Annotated in this window: 12 protein-coding genes and 3 pseudogenes; 3 read left to right on the plus strand and 12 right to left on the minus strand. The window is 70.7% G+C overall.

Annotated elements, in window-relative coordinates:
- Nucleotides 1–895 precede the first annotated feature (895 nt).
- Nucleotides 896–2,260 (minus strand): dicarboxylate/amino acid:cation symporter, encoded by a 1,365-nt coding sequence (locus tag RDV84_RS01860; protein ID WP_250444950.1) that lies wholly within the window; start codon nucleotides 2,258–2,260, stop codon nucleotides 896–898.
- 92 nt (nucleotides 2,261–2,352) lie between these two features.
- Between RDV84_RS01860 and RDV84_RS25695 the strand changes: the two are divergent.
- The 3 pseudogenes from RDV84_RS25695 to RDV84_RS25705 all read left to right on the plus strand — a co-directional run.
- Nucleotides 2,353–2,493, plus strand: a pseudogene (locus RDV84_RS25695) (DUF6053 domain-containing protein); the annotation flags it as partial.
- Nucleotides 2,494–2,528: 35 nt separating this feature from the next.
- Nucleotides 2,529–2,738, plus strand: a pseudogene (locus RDV84_RS25700) (DUF6053 domain-containing protein); the annotation flags it as partial.
- Nucleotides 2,739–2,773: 35 nt separating this feature from the next.
- Nucleotides 2,774–2,845: pseudogene (locus RDV84_RS25705) on the plus strand (DUF6053 domain-containing protein); the annotation flags it as partial.
- Between the two features lie 13 nt (nucleotides 2,846–2,858).
- Here RDV84_RS25705 and RDV84_RS01865 read toward each other — a convergent pair.
- The 11 genes from RDV84_RS01865 to RDV84_RS01915 form a co-directional block, all read right to left on the minus strand.
- Nucleotides 2,859–4,595, minus strand: coding sequence for a BatD family protein (locus tag RDV84_RS01865; RefSeq protein ID WP_309152283.1), 1,737 nt, complete (start codon nucleotides 4,593–4,595; stop codon nucleotides 2,859–2,861).
- 4 nt (nucleotides 4,596–4,599) lie between these two features.
- The gene (locus RDV84_RS01870; protein WP_309152284.1) at nucleotides 4,600–6,348 is read right to left on the minus strand and encodes a vWA domain-containing protein; all 1,749 of its coding nucleotides are present in this window, start codon (nucleotides 6,346–6,348) and stop codon (nucleotides 4,600–4,602) included.
- Nucleotides 6,345–7,358 carry a vWA domain-containing protein gene (locus RDV84_RS01875; protein WP_309152285.1) on the minus strand — a complete coding sequence of 338 codons (1,014 nt, stop codon included), beginning with the start codon at nucleotides 7,356–7,358 and terminating at the stop codon, nucleotides 6,345–6,347. Before RDV84_RS01875 ends, RDV84_RS01870 begins: the two co-directional genes overlap by 4 nt.
- 25 nt (nucleotides 7,359–7,383) lie before the next feature.
- The gene (locus tag RDV84_RS01880) at nucleotides 7,384–7,845 is read right to left on the minus strand and encodes a DUF4381 domain-containing protein (RefSeq protein ID WP_309152286.1); all 462 of its coding nucleotides are present in this window, start codon (nucleotides 7,843–7,845) and stop codon (nucleotides 7,384–7,386) included.
- A complete protein-coding gene (locus RDV84_RS01885; RefSeq protein WP_078997214.1) occupies nucleotides 7,845–8,741 on the minus strand; it encodes a DUF58 domain-containing protein in 897 nt (298 codons plus the stop codon). The genes RDV84_RS01880 and RDV84_RS01885 overlap by 1 nt, the downstream gene beginning before the upstream one ends.
- Nucleotides 8,742–8,907: 166 nt before the next feature.
- Nucleotides 8,908–9,936 (minus strand): AAA family ATPase, encoded by a 1,029-nt coding sequence (locus RDV84_RS01890; protein WP_057946408.1) that lies wholly within the window; start codon nucleotides 9,934–9,936, stop codon nucleotides 8,908–8,910.
- Nucleotides 9,937–10,221: 285 nt separating this feature from the next.
- Entirely contained in the window at nucleotides 10,222–12,321 is a 2,100-nt protein-coding gene (locus RDV84_RS01895; protein WP_425606455.1) for a type IV pilus secretin PilQ, read from the minus strand.
- A gap of 12 nt (nucleotides 12,322–12,333) precedes the next feature.
- Nucleotides 12,334–12,885 (minus strand): pilus assembly protein PilP, encoded by a 552-nt coding sequence (locus tag RDV84_RS01900; protein ID WP_057946407.1) that lies wholly within the window; start codon nucleotides 12,883–12,885, stop codon nucleotides 12,334–12,336.
- A 1-nt stretch (nucleotide 12,886) separates the two neighbouring features.
- Nucleotides 12,887–13,570, minus strand: coding sequence for a type IV pilus inner membrane component PilO (locus tag RDV84_RS01905; RefSeq protein ID WP_057946406.1), 684 nt, complete (start codon nucleotides 13,568–13,570; stop codon nucleotides 12,887–12,889).
- A complete protein-coding gene (locus RDV84_RS01910; protein ID WP_309152288.1) occupies nucleotides 13,567–14,400 on the minus strand; it encodes a PilN domain-containing protein in 834 nt (277 codons plus the stop codon). The genes RDV84_RS01905 and RDV84_RS01910 overlap by 4 nt, the downstream gene beginning before the upstream one ends.
- Entirely contained in the window at nucleotides 14,400–15,458 is a 1,059-nt protein-coding gene (locus RDV84_RS01915) for a pilus assembly protein PilM (protein ID WP_057946404.1), read from the minus strand. Before RDV84_RS01915 ends, RDV84_RS01910 begins: the two co-directional genes overlap by 1 nt.
- Nucleotides 15,459–15,929 lie beyond the last annotated feature (471 nt).

The following is a 15,929-nucleotide window of genomic DNA, read 5'->3' on the forward strand; positions in this document are numbered from 1 at the left end:
GGCCCAAAGCCGCGAATCCTCCCAGCCGTCGTTCCGGCGGAAACCGAGTCCCACCCAAACATCGCAGCCCTGCCGTAGCAACCGAGGTTCCGCATCCAAACCCCGTCATTCCGGCGAACGCCGGAATCCATTTTGATCTTGCCGCTGATGTTGCCGTTGCCGTTGCTTGTGCTCGCCCCCAAGCGCGATGCAGTCGTCCCGCAGCCCCGGAGGGCGTGCGCATGGATGCGCACGCGCGCCATGGGGCAGGATGCCCCTTATGGCGCGGCCCCGCGCCGCTGCGAGCCCTAGTGGCTCTTGATCCGAAAAAAGAATGCCTTTTCTTTGGTTACTTTCTTTGTGGCTTTGGACAAAGAAAGTGACCCGGCCGCTTGCGGACGGAAGCCCTTGATGGCGGCTTTTCGTCACTCGCTGCAGCGCAAAAAGCAGGAGCAACAGCAAAGTCAAAGTGGATTCCGGCGTTCGCCGGAATGACGACCTGGAGCGATCTGTTGCTTCGGGACGTAACGGCGGGACTTCATCGCTTCGGTTGGATTCCGGCGTGCGCCGGAATGACGGCCTGGAGCGATGTGTTGCTTCGGAATGTAACGGCAAAACCTCATCGCTTCGGTTGCATTCCAGCGTTCGCCGGAATGACGATCTGGAGCAGATTGTTGCTTCGGGATGTAACGGCAGGACTTCGCCGCTTCGGTTGAATTCCGGCGTTCGCCGGAATGACGGCCGTTGCGGTTCGTATCCGACTGCAGCCACGTCGCAAGCCACGACCACGGTTACGCGACTAAGACGAAACCCACGCAATAGCCGCATTTTCGCGGTCGCGACTCGCGTCGCTCCCACACAAAGCGCCGCGCAAAGAAAAAGCCCGCCGGACGGCGGGCTTTTCGCAGATCGCGGATCAATCCGCCAACGTCTCCGCCGGCGGATCCTCCACCCCGCGCGACACCATCGACGCGATGGCGATGTCGCCGGTGACGTTGAGCGTGGTCCGGCACATGTCGAGGAAATGATTGACGCCGAGGATCAGGCCGATGCCCTCCGGCGGCACCTTGACCATCGCGCAGATCATCGCCACCACCGGCAGCGACCCCGACGGAACGCCGGCCGTGCCGATGCCGCCGAGGATGCACACCAGCATCACCATGACCTGCTGGCCCAGGGTCAGGTCGACGCCGAAGAACTGGGCCAGGAAGATCACCGTCACGCCCTCGAACAGCGCGGTGCCGTTCTGGTTCGCGGTCGCGCCCACGGTCAGCACGAAGCGCGAGATGCGCCGCGGCAGCTTGAGCTCGTCGGCCACGCGCAGCGCGGTCGGCAGGGTCGCGTTGCTGGAGGCGGTGGAGAACGCCAGCACCATCGCTTCCTGCGCGCCCTTGAAGAAGGCCAGCGGCGAGCGGCCGCCGACGAACTTGATCGCCAGCGAATAGACCACGAACAGGTGGATCGCCAGCGCCGCCACCACCACCGCGACGTACTTGGCCAGCTTGAACAACAAGTCCCAGCCGAACTGCGAGGACAAGTTGAACATGAAGCAGAACACCGCGTACGGCGCCAGCTTGATGACCAGCCCGATCAGGGTCATGGAGATTTCGAACAGGCCCTGGATGCCGTCGCGCAGCGTGTCCACCGCCTTGGACTTGGTCAGCACCATGCCCACGCCGATCATCAGGGCGAAGAACATCACCGCCAGGATCGCGTCGTCGGCCGCGGCCTGGACCACGTTGCTGGGCACGATCGACACCAGCATCTGGATGCCCTTGGGCGCGTCGGCGCTGCCCTTGACGATGCTCTGCGCGCGCTCGGCGTTCTCGCTCATCAACTGCTGCGCCTGGGTCGGGTCCATGCCCGCGCCGGGTTGGAACACGTTGACCATGACCAGGCCCAGCACCACCGCCAGGCCCGACATCACGATGGTCAGGCCGAGCGTGCGCCAGCCGACCCGGCCGAACGCGCGGATGTCGCCCATCTCGCTCACGCCCATGACCAGGGCCGAGAACAGCAGCGGGATCACCAGCATGAAGATCAGGCGCAGGAAGATCTCGCCGGCCGGGCCGGTGATCACTTCGGTGAACAGCTTGAGCAGCGACTCGCAGCGCCAGCCGGTGGCGCCGGCCTCGCAGGCCTGACCGGTGAGCTGCGCCCAACTGATGCCCCCGACGCCCGCGGCGTAGACGATCAGGCCCAGGCCGAGGCCGGCGAGGAAGCCGATCGCCATCTTCCAGTGCAGCGGCAGCTGCTTGCGCGCGTTCTGGGTTTCGCTCATGGATACGCTCGTTACCACCCGGCCAAAACAATCGGCAGGATACACCAGGGGTCCGCAAACGCCCGGACGGTGGGGTTTGGAAGCGCCGCAGCATGCGCGCCGCGCGCCGTTTCGCGCGGAACGGCGCGGGGTGGCGGCGATGGGCCGCTCGCGTGGGAGGGGCTTCAGCCCCGACGCCTTCCGCTCGGGTCGCCGCGATCTGCAACGAAAGCGTCGGGACTGAAGTCCCTCCCACAACAGCGCAAAGCGCCGGCTTCGGGCTGCATTTGTGGGAGGGGCTTCAGCCCCGACGCCTTCGGCTCAAGTCGCCGCGATCTGCAACGAAAGCGTCGGGACTGAAGTCCCTCCCACAACAGCGCAAAGCGCCGGCTTCGGGCTGCATTTGCGGGCTGCATTTGTGGGAGGGGCTTCAGCCCCGACGCCTTCCGCTCAGGTCGCCGCGATCTGCAACGAAAGCGTCGGGACTGAAGTCCCTCCTACGACAACGCAAAGCGCCGGCTTCGGGCTGCATTTGTGGGAGGGGCTTCAGCCCCGATGCCTTCGGCTCAGGTCGCCGCGATCTGCGACAAAAGCATCGGGACTGAAGTCCCTCCTACTGTTATTTGCCCGGCGGATACAGCGGCGGCAGCGGCGAAGGCCGCTGCGCGGCGCCTTGCCGCCAGTGCGGCCCTTGCGCGAACGCGGCGCGCAGGCGGTTGCGCGCGTCGACGCCGTCGCCGCCGCCCCAGCGCGCGCGGCGCAAGGCCTGCACGGCGTCGCGCTGGGCCGGGTCGGCCAGGCGTTCGACCAGTTCGTCGTCGTCGGCCGCCGGCGGCTTGGCCAAGCCGCGCAGGACGCTGGCGATATGTTCGAAGTCGCCGCGGTCGATCAGTTCGCGCAAGGCCGGCAGGTTCAGCGCCAGCGATGCCGGCGGCGCCGCGCCGGTAGCGGCGCCGGCCGCCTTGGGCGCGGCCGCGGCCATCAGGCGCGGCTGCGCGCGCAGCTGCAGCGCCCACACCAGGGTGCCCAGCCACAGCAGCGCGAACAGCACCGCGGCGATCGCCCAGCCCTTGTGCACCGCGCCGCCGCTGCCGCTCGCCACGGCGGCGTCGATCGCGGCCGGCGCCGGGTCCGCGCCGGCCTCGGCCTTGCCGCCCGCGCCGCGCGCGGCGGCCACGGCCGGATTGGTCGGCGCGGCCTGGGTGCCGCCGATGCCCTGGCCCACCGTCCAGCTCAGCGGCGGCAGGGTGGCGGTGCGCGCGGCGCGCGCGTTCACGTCCCACCAGTCCAGACGCAGGCCGTCCAGACGCACCTCGCCTTCGCGCGAGGGCACCAGCGAGAACTTGCGGGTCAGCTTCACCCGCGGCCGCCCGCCGACGAAGGTCTCGTCGGCCTGGACCGGATCGGCGAACACCTGCACGCCGTCGATCGGCGGCAGTTGCAGCTCCGGCATCTGCGCCAGGCCGGCGCCGTCGACGCTGGCCTCGATGGTCAGGCTGGCGGAATTGCCGACGCGCAGTTGCTGCGGCGTGGAGCGGTAACTCAGGGTCAGGCTGCGCAGCGGCAGCCATGGCTGCGGCGCGTCGGCCGGCACCGGCCGCACCTGCAGGGTGCGCGCGCGGCTGACCGCGCGGCGGGCGTCGCCGCCGCTGCCGGTCAGCTGCTCGATCAGGGTCGTGCCGACCCGGCCTTCGAACACCGCCGCCGGCATGGTCAGCGGGCCGCTGCGCTCGGGCACCAGCAGGAAGCGGCGCTCGACCACGGTGTAGCGCTGGCCGTTGGCGGTGCGCTCGTACTGCAGGTCGTCGCCGACCTTGGTCAGCGAGGCGCCGTCGGGCACCGGCTGGTCGATCTTGCCGCCGAGCACCGGCGTGGACGCGTACAGCCGCACCACCCAGCCCACCGCCTGCTGCACGTAGGGGCTGCTGTCGTCCGGCGCGGCGTCGATGAACACGTCGCTGGCGCCGACCGCTTCCTCCGGCACCGCGGCCGGGGTCGGTTCGACGTACAGGTCCACCGGCGCGGTGCGCTGGCCGGCGACTTGCAGCGGCGGCACGCTCATGCGGCCGCTGCGCAGCGGCCGCAGCACCGCGCTGTAGCGGCTGCGCGCGACCATGCCCTGCGCGCCCGGTTCGATCCGGGTGTCGACGCTGGTGCCGACCAGTTCGAAGTTCGCCGACAACGGCGCATAGTCCGGCGCGCCGCCGACCCGGCCGACGACCTCGACGTTCAAGGTCGCCGTCTCGCCGGCGCGGATGCTGCTGCGGTCGAGCCAGGCGCGCACCTGCGCCGCGGCGCCGGCGCTGAAGCCGGCGAGCAGCAGGCACAGGGCGAATTTGAGCAGGTAACGCGACATCGCCTCAGTCTCCCTCCAGCGCCGACATCTGCCGGCGCGCGTACTCGATCTTGAACCGTTCCCGCAGCAGGCTGCCCGGGTCGTCGGGAACGCGCTTGAGCCAGGCGTCGTTGGCCTGCTGGCGCTCGCGCTGGGCCGGCGTGCGCGCCGGCTCGCGCGCGCCCGGCGGCGGCTGTTGCGCGCGCTGGCGCTCGAGCTCGCGCTGCATGCGCTCGCGCTGCTCCTGGTCGGCGCGGCGCTGCTGCTCGGGATCGTCGGCGGGCTTGGGCCGGTCTTGCGGCTTGCCGTCCGGGTCGGGCTTCGGCGGCGGCGATTGCGGCTTGCCGTCGGGCTTTTGCTGCGAATCCGACGGCTGCGGCTTGGGATCGTCCTGCTTGGAACCCGAAGACGGTTTCTGCTGCTGTCCCTTGCCGTTCTGGTTCTGCGGCGGCGGCCGCTTCATCGCCGCCTCCACCGCGCGCTTGTTGGCGAGCGCGTCGGCCATGCCCGGCTGCTGCTTGAGCGCGCGGTCGTAGGCGGCGATGGCCTCCGGATAGCGGCCCTGGCGCGCCAGTGCGTTGCCGAGGTTGTACTGCGCATCGGCGCCCTGGCCGCGCTGGTAGAGCTCGCCGGCCTGCTCGAAGCGCCCGGACCGATAGGCCTGGTTGCCTTCGACGATGCGCTCGTGCGCGCTCTGGTCGGCGCGCTGCCACAGCGACTGCGCGCGCGCCGGCGCGGTCGCCAGCGGCAGGCCCAGGCACAGCAGCAACGCCAGCGCGCCGGCGCCGGCGCGGCGGCGGAACGCGAACAGCGCCAGCAGCAGCAACGGCGGCAACAGCCAGTAACCGTCGTCCTCGCGCGCCAGCCGCTTCTCGCCGGCGCCGGCGCCGACGCGCGCGTCGCCGCTGCCGGCGTTGCCGATCTGCAGCGCGCGCAGGTCGCTGTCGTCGGCGCTGAGCGCGGCGTAGCGGCCGTTGCCGGCGCGCACCAGATCCTGCAGCGACGGGGTGTCGAGCCTGACTTTGACGATGCGGCCGTCGGGGCGCTGGAACGCGGCGCCGCTGGCGCTGCCCAGGCCCAGCACCGACACGCTGTAGCCGTCGCCGGCGGCCTTGGCCGCGGCGCGGTCGGCGGCGCTGTCGCCGCGGTCGGTGATCAGCACGATGCGGCCGCGCTTGAAGCCGCCCTGGCGCAGCAGCCGCGCCGACCAGGCGATGGCGCGGTCGCTGCGCTGGCCGTCGCCGGGCATGATGTCCGGCGCCAGCGAATCCAGGAACACCGAGATGTTGTCCGGGTCGTCGGTCAGCGGCGCCACGGTGAAGGCGTCGTCGGCGTAGACCACCAGCGCGATCTGGCCGCCGCCGGCGCGCGCGCGCAGCAACGCGGCGAGCTTGGCCCGGGCCTGGGCCAGGCGGCTGGGCGGCAGGTCGCCGGCGAGGCTGCGGCTGGACAGGTCCAGCGCCACCACCATCGGCGTGCTGCCCTGCCACAGCGGCTGCTCGCCCTGCGACCAACTGGGCCCGGCCAGCGCCAAGACCGCCAGCGCATAGCCCAGCGCAGCCGCGCCGGCCGCCAGTTGCGAACGCCGGCCCGGCGCCGCGTCGAGCAGATGCGGCAACAAATGCGCATCGACCGCGCCCTGCCAGACGTTGCGCTGGCGGCGGCTGCGCCACCACCACGCGCCGAGCAGCGGCAGCGCCAACAGCGCCCACAGCCACTGCGGGCGCAGGAAGGTCAGCGGCGCCAGGTGTTCGAACCACGCCGAAGGATTCATGCCGGCCTCCGTCGCGGCCACGCGAACGCCAGCAGGCCCAGCGCCAGCGCGGCACCGAGCGGCCAGGGATAGCGCTCAAGCCGCGGGCGCACCGCCTTGCCTTCGCGCTGCACCGGTTCGAGCCGGTCGATCTCGGCGTAGATGCCGGCCAGCTCGGCGGTGTCGCGGGCGCGGAAGAAGCGGCCGCCGGTGAGGTCGGCGATGCGGCGCAGCGCCGCTTCGTCGACCTCGGCGCCGCCGCTGGTCGGCAGGCGCACGCCGAACAGGGTCAGCACGCCGTCGCCGCCGAACGCGATGGTGTGCACGCGCACGCCTTCGTCGCGTGCGATCTGGGCGGCGCGCATCGGATCGGGGGTGCCGGGCGTGTTGACGCCGTCGGTCAGCAGGATCAGCACGCGCTCGCGTTCGGGCAGCTGGCGCAGGCGCCGCACCGCCAGGCCGATGGCCTCGCCGATCGCGGTCTCCTGCCCGGCCAGGCCGACCAGGCTGTTGCCGAGCTGGTCGCGCACGGTGTCGCGGTCCAGGGTCAGCGGCGCCAGCACGTAGGCGCGGTTGCCGAACACCACCAGGCCGACGCGGTCGCCGACGCGGCGGTCGAGGAAGTCGGCCAGCACCGCCTTGGCCGCGGTCAGGCGGTCGACGTTGCGCCGGCCCAGGGTCATGTCCTGTTCGCTCATGCTGCCCGACAGGTCCAGCGCCAGCATCATGCCGCGGCCGACCTGGGGCGGGCGGATCGGATCGCCGAGCTGTTGCGGCCGCGCCGCGGCCAGGCACAGCAGCGCCCAGGCCAGCCACAGCAGCCAGCCGGCGCCGCCGCCGCGCAGGCCGCGCCCGCCGGCCGCGGCGACCGCGTCCAGGCGCGCGCCGAACGGCACTTTCAGCGCCGCCGAAGCGTCGCGCGCCGGCGGCAGCAGCCAGCGCGCCAGCAGCGGCAACGGCAACGCCGCCAGCCACCAGGGCCAGGCGAACAATTCGCGCCACTCGGCGATCAACGCGCCCAGCCCGGTCATCGCGGCGCGCTCGCAAAGACGCGGATCATGCGCGCACGCCCATCCATTGCAGGAACCGCCGCCGCGCCAGTTCGCGCAGCGCGGCCGCCTGGGCCGGATCGACCTGGCGCCGGTAGCCGCCTTCCAGCAGCAGCCGGCCGGGACCTTCGGCGAAATCGCGGCGCTTGCTGCCGCGATCGAGGAATTCCAGCCAGGCCTGGCCGTCGAGGGTGTCGGCGGCGCGGTCGCGGCGGCGGCCGGCGCGGCGCAGCAGTTCGGAGATCGCCGCGACCTGCGCGACCGGCGTGGTCGCCGCGGCCAGGGCTTCGTCGAACACGCGCTCGGCCTCGCGCCGGCGGCGGCTGCGGCGGCGCTGCCACCACCACAGCGACAGCGCCAGCGCGGCCAGCGCCGCCAGCAGCAGCCACCAGCCCGGCGCCAGCGGCCACAGCGAGGGCGCGCCCGGCAGATGCACGTCGCGCAGCGGCAGTTGTTGCGGCGAAGCCATCAGGCCACCAACGGCCGGGTGCGGCCCAGCAGCGGCAGCCAGGACTCGCTGGCCGCGTCGGTCGACAGCGCCTGCACGCGCACGCCGCGCGCCGGCAGTTTTTCCAGCGCGGCCTGCACCGGCGCGACGAAGCTGGCGTGCCAGCGTTGGCGCTGGGCCGGCGCGCCGAGGTCGAGCTCGATGCGCTGGCCGTCGTGACTGAACGGCAGCGCGGCCTGCGGCGGCGCGGCTTCGATCGGATCGGTCAGCAGCAGCACGATCACTTCGTGGTGCTGGGCCAGCACCGCCCAGCGCCGCTGCGGCAGCGCGGCGACGCTGCCGGGCTCGGCCAGCACCACCATGCGCGACCCCGGGCGCAGCAGGCGCGCGGCGTGGTCGAGCGCGACCTCCAGCCCGGCGTCCTCGGCCGGCGGCTGCGCATACCAGCGCACCATCGCGTCGAGCACGCGCAGCGCGCCGCGCGGACCGCTGCCGGGATTCACCGGCGGCTCGCGCAGGCTGCCGCGCAGCGCGGCGATGCGGTCGCCGTCGCGCGCCGCGGCCCAGGCCGCGACCGCGCCGGCGCGCGCGGCCTGCACCGACTTGAAGCGCACCCGGGTGCCGAAGTACAGCGCCGGCGAGGTGTCGGCGACGATCAGGCTCAGGCGCTCGCGCTCGGCCTGGAACAATTTGGTGTGGGCGCGGCCGGTGCGCGCGGTCAGCCGCCAGTCGATGTGGCGGGCGTCGTCGCCGTTGGAGTATTCGCGCGACTCGGCGTACTCCATGCCGCGCCCGCGCAGCGGCGACAACGCCTGCCCGCTGACGCCGTGGCGTCCCTGGCGCGCGCTGCGGCGGCCGGCGACGGCGGCGCGCAGCGCCACCAACTCGGCCAGGCTGGGAACGACGCCGTCGCTCATCGAGTCCTCTCACTCCGATCCGTGGGTGAACGCGACACGCTCGTCCGCGCAAGCGCGTCCGCCGCGATCGCCGCTGCCGCGGATCGCGAAGCTGCGATCGCGAAATTCCGATCCCGACACTGCGATTTCAAAGCTCGATCCGCAAACACGATCCCGCCCCATGGCCTCAAGGCAACGGCACCTTCTTGAGCAATTCGCCGAGCAGGCGATCGCCGTCCCAGCCTTCGGCGGTGGCCTCGTAGCTCGGCAGGATGCGGTGGCGCAGCACGTCCGGGGCGATCGCGCGCACGTCGTCGGGAGTGACGAAGTCGCGTCCGGCCAGCCAGGCGTGGGCGCGCGCGCAGCGCTCCAGCGCGATCGAGCCGCGCGGGCTCGCACCCCAGGCGATGCGCCGGGCCAGGGTGGCGTCGTAGCGGGCGGCGTCGCGCGAGGCCAGCACCAACTCGACCAGGTAACGCTCCACCGCCGGCGCGACGTGCAGGTCCAGCACCGCCGAGCGCGCGGCGAACACGTCCGCCAGCGGCATGCGCTGCACCGCGACCGGCGCGGGCTTGAGGGTCTGGCGGGCGCGCTCGCGCGCCAGCCGCAGGATCTCGGCCTCGGCCGCGGCCTCGGGATAGCCGATGCGCACGTGCATGAGGAAACGGTCGAGCTGGGCCTCGGGCAGCGGGAAGGTGCCCTCCTGCTCGATCGGGTTCTGGGTCGCCATCACCAGGAACAGCGGCGGCAGCGCGTAGGTGGCGCGGCCGACGGTGACCTGGCGCTCGCCCATCGCTTCCAGCAACGCCGACTGCACCTTGGCCGGGGCGCGGTTGATTTCGTCGGCGAGCAGGATCGGATGGAAGATCGGCCCGGCCTGGAACTCGAACCGGCCTTCCTGCGGACGCCACACCTCGGTGCCGGTGAGGTCGGCCGGCAGCAGGTCCGGGGTGAACTGGACGCGGGCGAAATCGGCTTCCAGGCGCGCGGCCAGCGCGCGCACCGCGCTGGTCTTGGCCAGGCCGGGCGCGCCTTCGACCAACAGGTGGCCGTCGGCGAGCAGGGCGATCAGCAGGCGCTCGATCAGTTCGGACTGGCCGACGATCTCGACGGCAAGCGCGTCGCGCAATTGCCTGAACGCGTCGTGCAGGCGGGCGACATCGGCGGGAGAAGTGGCGGCAACAGGGGTTTGGGCGTGATCGGTAGCGCTGTCCATCCGGTATCCATGGCGGCGAAGCGGGCAAACGAAGGCATTACTTTAACGGGCAATACGGCATCGGTACGGCGATTCTGACCGAAGTTCGCCGCGCAGGTTCAACCCGCGGACGCGATCGGACCCCGGCCCGGCCGCGCGGGGCGCGCTTGCGCCGGGTTTTCGCCGGGAACGGCAAACCCGGCGGCGACGGCACGAGCCGCTCGCCCGCCGGCACGCCTCAGCGCCGCCGGCCCGCACAAACGCGAAGAGGGCCCGAAGGCCCTCCTCGCTTGCGCCGCGGCGCGTTCAGCGCTGCGCGACCTTCATCACCTTGGGGGTCACGAAGATCAGCAGCTCGGCCTTGTCCTTGCTGCGGGTCTTCTTCTTGAACAGGTTGCCCAGGAACGGGATGTCGGCGAGGAACGGCACCTTGCTCAGGTCGCTGCGGTCGCGGAACTCGTACACGCCGCCGATCACGACGGTCTGGCCGTCTTCCACCAGCACCGCGGTGTTGATGTTGCGCTTGTTGATCTGCGGCACTTCGCCGATCGAAGTGTTGACGTAGCGGCTGATCTCGTCCTTCTTGACGTCCAGGTTCAGGAACACGCGGCCGTCGTTGGTGATGGTCGGATTGACCTTCATCTCCATCAGCACGTCCTTGAACTGCACGTTCGGGATCGGAATGCTGTTGCCGCCCTGCTGCGGCGAGATCGTCACGTAGCCGACCTCCTCGCCCTGGCGGATCACCGCCTCGCGCTGGTTGCTGGTCACCACGCGCGGGTTGGACACCACTTCGCCGCGGCCCTCGGTCTGCATCGCGCTGAACTCCATGTCCAGGTCGACGTACTTGCCCAGGATGGTGAAGGCGATCGCGCCGGCCGGGTTGAGCCGGGCCAGGTTGGTGTTGAGGCTGGCCGGGAACAGGAACGCCGGGTTGGTCAGGGTCTGCAGCAGCGAACGGGCCTGATCGTTCAACGTGGCGTACTTGGCCGGATCGGACACGCGGAACGTGTCGGCGTCGTCGGTCAACTGCCTCGCCTGCTGCCGGATCAAGTCGTTCTTGGCAGCGATGTTGCGATAGTTGTTGATGCTGTCCAGCGTGCCGCTGGTGATCACATCGCCCTTCTGGCCCGACACGCCGAAGCGCGCACCCAGGTCGCGGGCGAAGCTTTCGCTGGCGATGACGATGCGGGCCTCGATCAGGACCTGGTCGACCGGGCGGTCGATGACCTTGATCAGGTCCTTCATCTGCGCGACTTTCTTCGGAATGTCGCTGATCATCAGGGTGTTGGTGCGCTCGTCCGCCACCAGTCGCCCGCGCGGAGACAGGAAGCCGTTCTCGTTGCTGGAGTTGCTGTTGGCCGCGCCGCCGGAGCCGCCGCCGATGCCCTTGGCCTCGGTCAGCGCCTTATAGATCTGCGCGGCGTTGTGATAGTTGATCTGCACGTACTCGGTGACCAGATCGACGCGGTTGTCGAGCGCGATGCGCGCGTCCTCGCGGTCCTGCTCGTACTTGGCGACCTCGGCCTGCGGCGCGACCCACACCACGTTGCCGCTGCGGCGCTTGTCCAGGCCCTTGGCCTGCAGGACGATGTCCAGCGCCTGGTCCCACGGCACGTTGACCAAGCGCAGGGTGACGTTGCCCTGGACCGTGTCGGCGGCGACGATGTTGAGGTTCGACTCCTCGGCGACCAACTGCAGCACGGTGCGCACCGGCACGTCCTGGAAGTTGAAGGTCACCGGGCGGCCGGAGTAGCTGCGCGCGGCGACCGGAGCGCTGCCGCCGATCGTGCCGGACGTCGGCGCTGCGGTCGCGGCGGGCCTGGCGCCGACCGCGCCGACCGCGCGATTGCCGGCCTGGGCGGTGCGCGGCACCACCTCGACGATGTAGTCGCGGCCGGTCTGGTAGGCCATGGTGTCGACCGCGCCGGCGGTGTTGAGCACCAGTTGCGAACCGGTGCCGGCGCTGCGCGCATCGATGCGCTGCACCGGCGTGGCGAAGTCGGCGACGTTGAGCGGGCGCTGCAGCGCCGCCGGCAACTGCGCGTTGCCGACGTCGATGGTGACCTGCGAGCCCTGGCTGCGCATGTCGGGCAGCGCGCCTTCGCCGCTGAAGCGCACGATCAGCTTGCCGGAGCCGCCGTCGCCGCGCTTGAAGTCGATGTTGGCGACCGAGATGGTGCCCGGCAGCTGCTTGGCGGGGTCGTTGCTCGGCGTCGGCGCGACCGCCGGGGCCGGCGCGAGCGCGGGCTTGCCCGCGGCGGCGACCGGTTCGGCGGCGTTGACCGCGCTGATGCCGGCGAGCAGGCCGAGCGCGAGCCCGGCCAGACGGGGCGCGGCCATGCGGGCGCCGGATGCCATGGGGCGTCGGTCCGACGGCATGCGGTTGGCGTTGAATACGATCATCATGCAATCCCCTTATTGATCTTCCAGCGCCACGGAAGCCGGTCGTTCCAACCAGCCGCCAGCGCCATCCGGCACCAGTTCCACCAAGTCGATGCGCTCCTCAGACACGCCGGTCACGCGACCGTCGTTCTGCCCCATGTACGCACCGGGTCGAACACGATAAGTCACTTTGTCGGGCGCCATCACCAGCGCCACGATGTTCTTGCCCGTACCCAGGGTACCGACCATGTCCAGGCCGTCGAGCGGGAACGCTTCGAGCGGCTGCTTGCGGCGCACCTTGTCCGGACGCACGCCGGAGCCGCTGTCTTCGTCGGTGAAGGCGGTGCTGAACGGGTCGCGCAGGTCCTGCGCGGCGTATTCGAAGGTTTCGAACTGCTGCATCACCGGCAGCGGATCCAGCGGCGGCGCCGGGCGCGCCTTGACCTCGGCGACCCACTTCTCGAGGTTGGGCGCTTCGCCGGGCGTGCTGGTGATGCTGCGGAAGCAGCCGGTGGCCGACAGCGCCAGGACCACGGCGCAGGCGGCGAACAGGCGGGAAGGCTTGGACACGGAACTCGCTCGCATGTCAGTTGCCCTCCTTCTTGGCGCCGTCCGACCCGTCGGCGGGCGGGCTCTGTGCGGCCATCTCTTCCTCGTCCAGGTAGCGATAGGTCTTGACCGTGCCGGCCAGCTCCAGCGGGCTGTTCGGGGTGATCCCGCCCATCGCGTCCTTGCTGTTGTTGCCCTTGGGCTTCAGCGAGATGTCGTGCATGGTCATGATGACCACGCGCGGCAGCGAGGCCACGCCGCTGACGAAGGCGCCGAACTGGTGATAGGTGCCGACCATGCGCAGCGCGATCGGCTTCTCGGCGTAGAACTCCTTGGGAACCTCAGCGCCGGGCTGGAACAGTTCGTTGGAGATGCCGGTGGCGAGCGCGGTCTGCGAGATGTCGACGATCAGGTCGGGCATCTCGGTCTTGCTCGGCAGCTGGCGCAGCATCTGCTGCAACTGCTGCTCCATCTGGGTGAGTTGCTGCTTGAGCGGCTCGAGGTTGGCGGCGCGGCCCTGCTTGGTCTCGAAGGTCTGGCGCAGCTCGGTTTCCTTGCCCTCCAGGCTTTCCAGCTGGGTGCGCTTGTCGCTGACGAACAGGTACCAGGCCAGGCCGACGATCACCAGCCCGACCACGGCGCAGAACACGATCTGCGCCTGCCGCGGCCAGCTGCCGATGTTGTTGAAGTCCAAGTTCTTCATCGAAGCCTTCTTGCTCACGACGCGGCTCCAGTCTTGGTGGGGGCGGCGGCCGGCGCGGCGGGCTTGGCCGGCGCGGCGGCGGGCTTGGCGGCCGGCGGCTGCGCCGGCGCGGCGGGCGCCTGGCCGGGCTTGGCCGCGGCGGGGCCCGCGGCCCCGCTGCGGGCGGCGGCCGGAGCGGCGGCGGCGGGCGCGGCGCCCGCGGGAGCGGGACCGGCGGCCGCGACCGGCGCATTGGCCGCGGCGGCTTCGGCCGGAGCGGCCGGCGCGTCGGGAATGCCGTCGCCGTCCTCGTCCTTGGGCGCGTTCGGATTGGCCAGCTTGACCGTCAGCTTGAACTCGTACGGCAGGCCCTTACCGCCGCCGTCCTTGGCCTCGATGATGGTCAGGTCCGGCTTGCTCATCCAGCCGGAGACCTCGAGGTTGCGCATGTAGGTACTGACGCGGGCGTTGGACTGCGCGCGGCCTTCCAGGGTCAGGGTCTCGGCGTCCTGCTTGATCGCGGTCAGCACCGCGCCGTCGGGAATGGTGCGCACCAGCGAATCGAACAGGTGCACCATCTGCGAGCGGTTGGACTGCAGCTTCTCGATCACTTCCTTGCGCGCGAGCAGCTTGGCCTTCTTCTTGTCGAGCTCCTCGATCTCCGCGATCTTCTTGTCGACCTCGGCGATCTGGCCGTCGAGGAAGCTGTTGCGCTTCTCCTGGCCGCTGATTTCGTTGCTGTAGTAGAAGACGATCAGGAACGACAGCGCCGCCGCGGCCAGGGCCGACAGGCCCAGCATCGCGCCGAATTCCTTCTGCCGTGCCTTGCGGCGCTCGGCGCGCCACGGGAGCAGGTTGATGCGTGCCATCAGTCGAAGCTCCTCAGGGCCAGGCCGCAGGCGATCATCAGCGCGGGAGCGTCCTGCGCCAGCGCGTGCGCTTGCACGCGCGGCCCCAGGGTCATGTGCGCGAGCGGATTGGCCACCGTGGTCGGGATGCCGAGCTGCTCTTCGACCATCTCGGCGATGCGCGGGATCGAGGCGCCGCCGCCGGCCAGGACGATCTGGTCGACGCGGTTGAACTCGCTGCCGGCGTAGAAGAACTGCAGCAGGCGGCTGACCTGCTGGACCATGGCTTCCTTGAACGGCTCCAGCACCTCGGCCTGGTAGCTCTCCGGCAGCCCGCCCTGGCGCTTGGCCAAGCCGGCTTCCTCGTAGCTCAGGCCGTAGCGGCGCATGACCTCGTCGGTCAGCTGCTTACCGCCGAACACCTGCTCGCGGTGATAGAGGCTGCGGCCGTTGCGCAGGACGTTGAGCGTGGTCATGGTCGCGCCCGAGTCGACCAGGGCGACCAGACCGTCGCGCGGCCCGCTGAGGGTGTCGGCGAGCAGCGCGAACGCGTTCTCGATCGCGAAGGCTTCCACGTCCATGACCCGCGGGGTCAGGCCGCCGAGCTCCAGCGCCGAGGCGCGCACTTCCACGTTCTCCGAACGCGACGCGGCGAGCAGCACCTGGATCATGTCCGGGCTGCCCGGCATCGGGCCGAGCACTTCGAAATCGTGGTTGACCTCATCGATCGGATACGGCACGTAGTTCGCCGCTTCCAGCTCGACCTGCGACTCCAGATCGTCCTCGTCCAGGTCGGCCGGCATGCCGATGACGCGGGTGATCACCGAGGAACCGGCGACCGCCGCGGCGGCGTGCTTGGCGCGGGTCCCCGAGCGGGCCACGGCGCGTTTGATCGCCTCGCCCACCGCTTCGACCTCGACGATGTTCTTTTCCACCACCGCGTTCGGCGGCAACGGCTCGACCGCGTAATGCTCAACGCGGTAGCGATTGCCCGCACGCGAAAGTTGCAGCAACTTTACCGCGGTCGAACTGATGTCCACGCCGACGAGAGCCGGCTGGCTTTTTGTGATGAGTCCCACAGTTATCTCCCCATGCCACAAGCGCTTACGCGCACTTCGTGTGGCCCCGGCTTAGATAACGGACTTTTCACAGGCTGGCAACCACTTCTTTCACGATTGCCAACCCAGTCGTGCTTTTTTGACCTTTGGCGTCACGTGACCGCCACGGTCAGTCCACCTGGGCGACACATACCGCTGCAGCCCCCGAAACCGCGATTCAGGGCGCGGTTCGCGCGGCCGGGGCCGGATGCGCTGCGTCCGCGCCGGGCTTGCGCGCTCGGTTGGCCCGATCCTGCCGCCGGGTCGGCACCGCGATCCGTGCCGGCGCCTGCAATTCGCCCGCGAACCACCACCGCACAGTGCGCGCGCGCTCACAGCTCGCGCAAGCCGTGCCAGCCGCGCGTGAGACTGCGTGAGCGCCAGCGCGGCCGGCGGCGGCCCGGCGGCGGCCCGGCGCCGATCCGGCAGCGACCCGCCCGCCAGTCCGCCCCG

It is taken from the genome of Lysobacter yananisis, assembly GCF_031199375.1.
Taxonomy (GTDB): domain Bacteria; phylum Pseudomonadota; class Gammaproteobacteria; order Xanthomonadales; family Xanthomonadaceae; genus Lysobacter; species Lysobacter yananisis.

Bases quoted from the DNA above. Each gene is read 5' to 3' on its own strand.
- RDV84_RS01860 (WP_250444950.1), bottom strand. From the start codon at position 2,260: ATGAGCGAAACCCAGAACGCGCGCAAGCAGCTGCCGCTGCACTGGAAG.
- RDV84_RS01865 (WP_309152283.1), bottom strand. From the start codon at position 4,595: ATGTCGCGTTACCTGCTCAAATTCGCCCTGTGCCTGCTGCTCGCCGGC.
- RDV84_RS01870 (WP_309152284.1), bottom strand. From the start codon at position 6,348: ATGAATCCTTCGGCGTGGTTCGAACACCTGGCGCCGCTGACCTTCCTG.
- RDV84_RS01875 (WP_309152285.1), bottom strand. From the start codon at position 7,358: ATGACCGGGCTGGGCGCGTTGATCGCCGAGTGGCGCGAATTGTTCGCC.
- RDV84_RS01880 (WP_309152286.1), bottom strand. From the start codon at position 7,845: ATGGCTTCGCCGCAACAACTGCCGCTGCGCGACGTGCATCTGCCGGGC.
- RDV84_RS01885 (WP_078997214.1), bottom strand. From the start codon at position 8,741: ATGAGCGACGGCGTCGTTCCCAGCCTGGCCGAGTTGGTGGCGCTGCGC.
- RDV84_RS01890 (WP_057946408.1), bottom strand. From the start codon at position 9,936: ATGGACAGCGCTACCGATCACGCCCAAACCCCTGTTGCCGCCACTTCT.
- RDV84_RS01895 (WP_425606455.1), bottom strand. From the start codon at position 12,321: ATGATCGTATTCAACGCCAACCGCATGCCGTCGGACCGACGCCCCATG.
- RDV84_RS01900 (WP_057946407.1), bottom strand. From the start codon at position 12,885: ATGCGAGCGAGTTCCGTGTCCAAGCCTTCCCGCCTGTTCGCCGCCTGC.
- RDV84_RS01910 (WP_309152288.1), bottom strand. From the start codon at position 14,400: ATGGCACGCATCAACCTGCTCCCGTGGCGCGCCGAGCGCCGCAAGGCA.